Consider the following 6,908-nt stretch of genomic DNA (forward strand, 5'->3'; position numbering starts at 1 on the left):
TATGGGACTTTTTTTCTATACTCAAAAAGGCTCCATAATCTCTACAGTGGATTTACCCACTACAGAAATTATAGAGCCTTTCTTATGGTATACTCATTTCATTTACCTTTTATTCCTTCGACGATTGTGGAAACTCCGTTTCTCTATTTCCAACTTCCAATCATCTTCTAGATGAATTGTGGAAACTTCGTTTCCTTACTCGCTTTGCCGTACTCTACGATTGTTACTGACTATCGTCAGTATGATTTCCAACCTTCAACAGTCATTAGACTGTTGAAGCAGCCTGCAGCTCGTTGCCTAGTACTAAAAGTAAACGAAACAACTATATTGAGCGTGTTTTATGAAAGAGAGGGTAGAGGGGGTTACACCTCATTCAGAGTAGCTAGTAGCTTTCTTTAGATTTTTAGTATAGTGCTTTTGTTTTAAAATAGAATGTATCACCAACTTGATACCTGTAAAATAATACTCTTTAAAAATCAAAAGGATACTTCGTCCACTTGCCTTGGTGAAGGCTCGTTCTACCTTCGGCTTCGATTATAAGGAAATGAGCGGTGCTACTCTCATTTCCAACCTTTCACAATTCTTAATTGTGAAAGCTAGTCTACTTTTGATTTTTATTGAGTATAAGCAGTGCCGAGGTGAGTTTTTATAAAGAGATTCAAAAGTAAACTGACTATTATAGTCAATTCACTTTAAAACCAGCACGATAATTATGATATGCCTGCTTATGCTACATACTCAAGGGCAGTTTTTCTAATTCCATAATATAGTTTTTAAAAGTGAAATAACTATATCATTTATAAGCTATAAGGCTGTAGAAGCACATGGTGAAAATAGGACGTCTGACGAAAAGTTGGAAGTCTAATCTAAGAGGATTCTATAGGCTAAAGTCCATCAAGAAGTCAAAATAGAAACAGGAAGCTTTTGCTAGACGTCAGCATCTTCGCAAAGCTTCCTGTTTCTTTTGCATTTAGGTGCATTCAATTATCAATGTAGACTAGAATGACTAGATTAAGAATTGTCTAGCAGCATCATGACCTAGCAGAGGATAAGCATGGAGGTGTAGGAGGAATTGGATGCTATCGACTGGTCAATGTATCTTCCTTGACATGCACAGTCATGGTCTGGGTATCTATGTGAACCCTTGCTCCGATAGTAATGGTGAAAAGGGGCTGGGTATGGGCAAAATCCATATCGTAAATGACTGGAATGGTCTTTAATACAGGATATTTATCCAGGATATAGAGTAATAGTTCCTGGGTCATGCTACATTCTTTTGGGAAACGACCGATGAGAATAGCTTTTGGTTCTGGATAGGCTTGGAGTAGTGCTGCGAGGGTGCGGTCAAAGTCGAAGTAGTCATCTTCTTCTGCCTCCTCTAAAAAGAAGAGATAATCGTTTTCTTGTGGTGCATAGGGGGTGCCGGGTAGGAGCGAGAAGGTTGATAAATTGCCACCGAGAGCGATCGCCTCGGCTTGTCCGTGATTGTAGACTTTCCATTTAGTCTTGAGAAAGGTCATCTCTGCATTAGGTAGGTACCAGGCGTTACTCCCCCATTCCTTACTTGGGACTAAATAATAGGAAGTTTGGGTTAGGGCTTTTAGCCAACTTTCGGTCTGATAGTCTTGGAGGGCTTCCATTTTAAAGCTAGAATAGGCAGGTCCCATATATGTTTTTAGTCCTGTCTTGGCATAAATAGCATTGAGGAGCGCTGTGGTATCTGAATAACCACAAATGATCTTGGGATGGGTTCGGATTAAGTCATAATCAAGGTGGGGCAGGAGTTCATTGCAGTTAAAGCCGCCGATTGTAGCTAGAATCATATCTACACCATCATCTAAAAATGCTTCGTGCAGGTCTGCTACACGGCTTTCAATAGAAGAAGATCCTAGTAAATCGTGTTCATGATAGTGTTTTGAAAATGACAGTTTGAATCCCAGATCTTCCAAACGTTTTTTAGCGGAACGATTGGCATCAAAACCGCCGATACGTTCAATTGATGATGATGGACTAAGAATGCGGATATGGGCATCGTTGCTAAGTTTTTTTATTAGGGAACCCTCCTTTTGATGTTTTTATATTGTACTCTTTTTTACAGAGGAATGCAAAAAGCTTTCCCACATTTTTGGTGGAATAGGTATTTGTAATGGTTTTAGATTGAATATTTCTTATAGAACATGGTAAAATAGAGTGACTATTTTGGATAAATGAGTGATTTGAAATGAAAAAGCATCAAACGGTTTGTAAGTTTATAGGGCAGACCCTGCTGTACTTTATGATTTTTCTAGCCCTACTATACTTTTTTTCCTACCTTGGACAAGGGCAAGGTGGCTTTATTTATAATGAATTTTAGAGGTGAATGGTGACACAACGAATGATAAAGGATATGATTGAAACAATTGAGCAGTACGCAGTAACCCAGCCAGACTTTCCTGTCTATAATATCTTGGGTGAGGTGCATACTTATCGGGATTTGAAAGAAGATTCAGATAGTCTCGCAGCAAGGATTGATAGTCTTGGCTTGCCTGCAAAGTCTCCTGTTGTTGTCTTTGGTGGACAAGAGTATGAAATGCTTGCCACCTTTGTAGCCCTTACCAAGTCTGGTCATGCCTATATTCCGATTGATAGCCATTCTGCCTTGGAGCGGGTCTCTGCTATTTTAGAAGTGGCAGAGCCGAGTTTAATTATTGGAGTGGCGGATTTTCCTTTAGAAGTGGCGATTCCTAAGCTAGGTCTTTCGGATATCAAGTCTGCTTTTGCACAAAAGAAAGCCTATGACAGACTTCATTCAGTCAAGGGGGAGGATAACTACTATATCATTTTTACCTCTGGTACGACTGGCAAGCCCAAGGGAGTACAGATTTCCCATGATAATCTGCTCAGCTTTACCAACTGGATGATTACCGATCAGGAATTTGCGATTCCAAGTCGTCCCCAGATGCTTGCTCAACCTCCCTATTCTTTTGATTTATCAGTGATGTACTGGGCGCCTACTCTAGCATTAGGAGGGACCTTATTTGCCTTACCAAGTAGCATGGCACAGGACTTTAAGAAACTATTTGCGACCATTTTAGACCTGCCGGTTGCTATCTGGACTTCGACACCATCTTTTGTTGATTTAGCTATGCTATCTGAGGATTTCAATGCCAAGAGTATGCCCCATATCACGCATTTCTACTTTGATGGTGAGGAATTGACGGTTAAAACGGCGCAAAAGCTCCGTGATCGTTTTCCGAATGCACGGATTATCAATGCTTATGGACCGACGGAGGCGACTGTTGCCCTCTCAGCAGTAGCAGTAACAGATGAAATGTTGCATACTCTCAAGCGTCTGCCGATCGGTTATACCAAGGCTGATTCGCCAACTTTTATTATTGATGAAAATGGAAATAAACAGCCTGTCGGTGTGCAGGGAGAAATTATCGTTTCAGGTCCTGCCGTATCAAAAGGTTATCTGAACAATCCTGAAAAGACAGCCGAAGCCTTCTTTGAATTTGAGGGATTACCAGCCTATCATACAGGAGACGTAGGCGCAATGACAGCCGAAGGCCTGCTCCTATATGCTGGTCGGATGGATTTTCAAATCAAATTTAATGGCTACCGCATCGAGCTAGAGGATGTCTCTCAAAATTTGAATAAATCGCAATATATCAAGTCTGCGGTTGCTGTTCCACGCTATAACAAGGATCACAAGGTGCAAAATCTCTTGGCTTACGTCATCTTAAAAGAGGGAGTGCGTGAGCAGTTTGAACGTGATATTGACATTACCAAAGCAATCAAGGAAGACTTGGAAGATGTGATGATGTCTTATATGATGCCTTCTAAGTTCCTCTACCGTGAATGTTTGCCGCTGACACCAAACGGGAAGATTGACATCAAGGGCTTGATTAGTGAGGTAAACAATCGATGATGGATTTTCTCAAGGAGCTTCCGCATTTGGAGCCTTATGGGGAACCTCTGTACTTTGTTTACCTGCTTGCGGCAGTCTTACCTATTTTTATTGCTCTCTTTTTTAAGAAACGTTTCGCCTGGTATGAGGGATTGGTGAGTGTAGCTTTTATTGTCTTTATGTTGACAGGCGATAGTCCTGCCCAACTCGTTGCTCTCTTCTTTTATGTAACTTGGCAAACTAGCTGGGTCTTTAGCTATAAATGGTATCGGTTGAAAAAGGATAGCAAGTGGGTGTTTTATCTCCATGTTTTGCTTGCAGTTTTTCCCCTATCTATGGTAAAGGTCATGCCTGCCATTTCAGGGCATCAGTCGCTCTTTGGCTTTTTAGGAATTTCTTATCTGACCTTTCGCTCAGTCGGAATGATCATTGAGATGAGAGACGGTGTCTTAAAAGAGTTCAATTTGGGGCAATTCTTACGCTTTTTACTCTTTTTACCGACTTTCTCGGGAGGTCCGATTGACCGTTTCCGGCGTTTTGAAGAGAATTATCGGACAATCCCTGACCGTGATGAACTTCTTGATATGTTAGAAGTGGCTGTAGGTTACATTATGCTGGGATTCTTGTATAAATTCATCTTGGCCCATATCTTTGGTTCTATGATTTTACCGCCGCTGAAGCAGTATGCCCTGTCACAAGGCGGTTGGTTCAATCTGCCAGCTCTAGGTGTTATGTATGCCTTTGGTCTTGATCTATTCTTTGACTTTGCCGGCTATTCCATGTTTGCAGTTGCTATTTCCTATCTTATGGGGATTAAAAGTCCAGAAAATTTTGATAAGCCCTTCCTATCGCGTGACCTTAAGGAATTTTGGAATCGTTGGCATATCAGCTTATCATTTTGGTTCCGTGATTTTGTCTTCATGCGCTTGGTTATGGTCTTTATGCGCAATAAGGTCTTTAAAAATCGCACTACAACATCAAGTGTAGCTTACTTGCTCAATATGCTCCTCATGGGCTTATGGCATGGTGTGACTTGGTATTATATTACTTATGGTCTTTTTCACGGCTTAGGATTGGTTATCAATGATGCCTGGATTCGCAAGAAAAAGATGCTCAATAAAGAACGGAAAACAGCAGGTCTTCCCTCCTTGCCTGAGAATCGCTTCACACAGGCTTTAGGAGTAGTAGTGACCTTTCATGTTGTGATGTTGTCATTTTTAATCTTTTCTGGATTTTTAAATGACCTGTGGTTTAAGAAATAAAAAGGAGTTATTCTATGGATATTAAGGCAGAAGTACTTGAAATAATGGATGAATTGTTTATGGAGGATGTATCAGACATGATGGATGAAGATTTGTTTGATGTAGGTGTTCTAGATAGTATGGGAACGGTGGAGTTGATTGTTGAAATTGAATCACGTTTTGATATCCGTGTTCCCGTGTCAGAATTTGGACGCGAGGACTGGAATACTGCCAATAAAATCATCGAAGGGATTACGGAGTTGAGGAATGCTTAGACGTCTAGGGCTCATTTTAGGACCAGTCTTTTGTGCCGCCTTGTTGGTAGTCTGTCTACTTGTCTTTTATCCGACCCAGATCCATCACAATTTTGAGGCAGAAAAACGCTCTGCGGTAACCCTAACAGCTACGAGTTTTAAGGGGCGAATGCAAAAAGTTCAAGCACTGACAGATACGAACCACCGCTTTGTTCCCTTCTTTGGCTCGAGTGAGTGGTTGCGCTTTGATAGTATGCATCCGTCTGTCTTGGCGGAGAAGTATGACCGCTCATATCGTCCTTATTTGCTAGGACAGCGTGGTGCAGCTTCTCTCAACCAATACTTTGGCATGCAGCAGATGTTACCGGAGCTTGAGAATAATACAGTGGTTTATGTCGTATCCCCCCAGTGGTTTACCAGGACTGGCTATGATGCGAGTGCCTTTCAGCAGTATTTTAATAGTGATCAATTGACTAGTTTTTTGACCCAGCAAACAGGAGATATAGCTAACCAGCATGCAGCTGGGCGGCTCTTGCAACTCTATCCTAATGTGACCATGGCAGATCTTGTCAAGAAAGTAGCGGCTGGGAAAGACCTATCGGGGTCAGAAGAAGAGTTTATTGAGCTAATGGCACATGTCAATAAGCGACAGGATTTTTTCTTTAATAGCTTGATACCAAGTTATAACCGTCATTATGACCAGCGTATCCTCCCAAGATTAGAACAATTACCAGAGGAATTTTCGTACGAGGCACTTGAAAAAGTGGCTATCCAAGAAGCTAAAGAACATACCAAGACCAATGATTTAGGGATTGATGATCGTTTCTATCAGAGACGTCTGAAGTCAAAGATAGAGCAATTAAAGGGTGCCCAGAAGCATGTCTCCTATATCAAGTCTCCAGAGTACAATGACTTGCAGCTGGTTCTCACTCAATTTGCCCAATCAAAGACCAATGTCCTCTTTGTCATTCCACCAGTAAATGAGAAGTGGATGGCCTATACAGGTTTACGTGAAGACATGTATCAACAAACGGTTGAAAAAATTACCTATCAACTACAAAGCCAAGGCTTTACCAACATTGCTGATTTTTCAAAAGATGGAGGCAAGGCCTACTTCATGCAGGATACCATTCATATTGGTTGGCTCGGCTGGCTCGAATTTGACAAGGTGGTCGATCCCTTTGTCGCCAATCCCCAACCTGCCCCAACTTATCACCTCAATCCAGCCTTTTTCAGCAAAGAATGGGCGAATTACGATGGGGACGTGAAGAAATTTTCAATTGCAAACAAATAAGGGCTCTTTGTCAACTGTAGTGGGTAGATGAAAAGCTAACACCTAGAGAGGACGAACTTGGTTCTCTCTTTCTTTACGTTTAAAGCAATCAAAATGCGTTTTTTAAAGTTTTCAAAGTTCCTGAATCCAAGGCATTTCTTTTAATGACTTTGATGAGATTGTTGGTTGCCTCCAGTTTGGCGTTGGAATAAGGCAATTCCATGGCGTTTAAAACCTTGTCTTTATCCTTT

At 41.3% G+C, this 6,908-nt stretch carries 6 protein-coding genes and 1 pseudogene; 5 read left to right on the forward strand and 2 right to left on the reverse strand.

Going from position 1 to position 6,908, the window contains the following annotated elements; genetic code table 11:
• Positions 1–1,079 precede the first annotated feature (1,079 nt).
• Positions 1,080–2,051 carry a S66 family peptidase gene (locus tag ACVPON_RS07215; protein WP_462877665.1) on the reverse strand — a complete coding sequence of 324 codons (972 nt, stop codon included), beginning with the start codon at positions 2,049–2,051 and terminating at the stop codon, positions 1,080–1,082.
• A gap of 170 nt (positions 2,052–2,221) precedes the next feature.
• On the opposite strand from ACVPON_RS07215, the gene ACVPON_RS07220 reads away from it, so the two are divergent.
• From ACVPON_RS07220 to dltD, 5 genes are read left to right on the forward strand one after another with little or no spacing between them, the layout of a single operon-like run.
• Entirely contained in the window at positions 2,222–2,353 is a 132-nt protein-coding gene (locus ACVPON_RS07220) for a teichoic acid D-Ala incorporation-associated protein DltX (RefSeq protein ID WP_462877653.1), read from the forward strand.
• A gap of 6 nt (positions 2,354–2,359) precedes the next feature.
• The gene (gene dltA, locus ACVPON_RS07225; RefSeq protein WP_462877656.1) at positions 2,360–3,910 is read left to right on the forward strand and encodes a D-alanine--poly(phosphoribitol) ligase subunit DltA; all 1,551 of its coding nucleotides are present in this window, start codon (positions 2,360–2,362) and stop codon (positions 3,908–3,910) included.
• Positions 3,907–5,151: a D-alanyl-lipoteichoic acid biosynthesis protein DltB gene (dltB, locus tag ACVPON_RS07230; RefSeq protein WP_462877659.1), complete on the forward strand. Its 1,245-nt coding sequence runs from the start codon at positions 3,907–3,909 to the stop codon at positions 5,149–5,151. The genes dltA and dltB overlap by 4 nt, the downstream gene beginning before the upstream one ends.
• 14 nt (positions 5,152–5,165) lie before the next feature.
• Entirely contained in the window at positions 5,166–5,405 is a 240-nt protein-coding gene (dltC, locus tag ACVPON_RS07235; protein ID WP_462877661.1) for a D-alanine--poly(phosphoribitol) ligase subunit DltC, read from the forward strand.
• The gene (gene dltD / locus ACVPON_RS07240; protein ID WP_462877662.1) at positions 5,398–6,678 is read left to right on the forward strand and encodes a D-alanyl-lipoteichoic acid biosynthesis protein DltD; all 1,281 of its coding nucleotides are present in this window, start codon (positions 5,398–5,400) and stop codon (positions 6,676–6,678) included. The genes dltC and dltD overlap by 8 nt, the downstream gene beginning before the upstream one ends.
• Before the next feature lie 35 nt (positions 6,679–6,713).
• Here dltD and ACVPON_RS07245 read toward each other — a convergent pair.
• Positions 6,714–6,908 (reverse strand): annotated as a pseudogene (locus tag ACVPON_RS07245) (transposase); the annotation flags it as partial.

Source organism: Streptococcus sp. 1F3, from assembly GCF_054968985.1.

Excerpts from the sequence above, each read along its gene's own strand:
- ACVPON_RS07220 (WP_462877653.1), top strand. The coding sequence starts at position 2,222 with ATGAAAAAGCATCAAACGGTTTGTAAGTTTATAGGGCAGACCCTGCTG.
- dltA (WP_462877656.1), top strand. The coding sequence starts at position 2,360 with ATGGTGACACAACGAATGATAAAGGATATGATTGAAACAATTGAGCAG.
- dltB (WP_462877659.1), top strand. The coding sequence starts at position 3,907 with ATGATGGATTTTCTCAAGGAGCTTCCGCATTTGGAGCCTTATGGGGAA.
- dltC (WP_462877661.1), top strand. The coding sequence starts at position 5,166 with ATGGATATTAAGGCAGAAGTACTTGAAATAATGGATGAATTGTTTATG.
- dltD (WP_462877662.1), top strand. The coding sequence starts at position 5,398 with ATGCTTAGACGTCTAGGGCTCATTTTAGGACCAGTCTTTTGTGCCGCC.